The organism is Streptomyces rhizosphaerihabitans (assembly GCF_025399795.1).
GTDB classification, from domain to species: domain Bacteria; phylum Actinomycetota; class Actinomycetes; order Streptomycetales; family Streptomycetaceae; genus Streptomyces; species Streptomyces rhizosphaerihabitans.
On sequence record NZ_JAODTZ010000192.1, the window covers coordinates 1 to 440 of the forward strand.

1 protein-coding gene is annotated in these 440 nt (G+C 64.5%); it reads left to right on the forward strand.

The features are described from left to right. Window positions 1–71: 71 nt before the first annotated feature. On the forward strand, window positions 72–440 hold a 369-nt coding region (locus N4G66_RS45360), incomplete at its 3' end, for a GNAT family N-acetyltransferase (RefSeq protein WP_261710176.1).

Sequence of the window (440 nt, forward strand, 5' to 3'; positions counted from 1 at the left end):
GAAACCCGTTGCGAGTGAGCCGCATCGGATGTCTGATTGATCGGCCACCGATCACGGGATGGAACATGAGTATGTCGCTGCCCACCCCCTCGTTGCACACTGCTCGCCTTCGACTGCGTGCCTTCGAAGACGCGGACGCGAACGACCTGTTCGCGCTGCAAAGCAACGCCTACGTGCTGCGCTACTGGGACGATCCACCGTGGACCGAACGCGCGCGCGCCGAGAAGTTCATCACCCGTTGCCGAGAGATGGAAAAGGAAGGCACCGGGGCGCGGCTGGCCGTGGATCGTGTCTCCGACGGGGCGTTCATCGGCTGGTGCACCCTGAACAGGTGGAATCCGGACTTCCGCAGCGCGTCGCTGGGCTACTGCTTCGACGATGCAGCGTGGGGCCACGGTTATGCGACCGAGGCCGCGCGCGCTTTGCTGCGGTGGGCATTC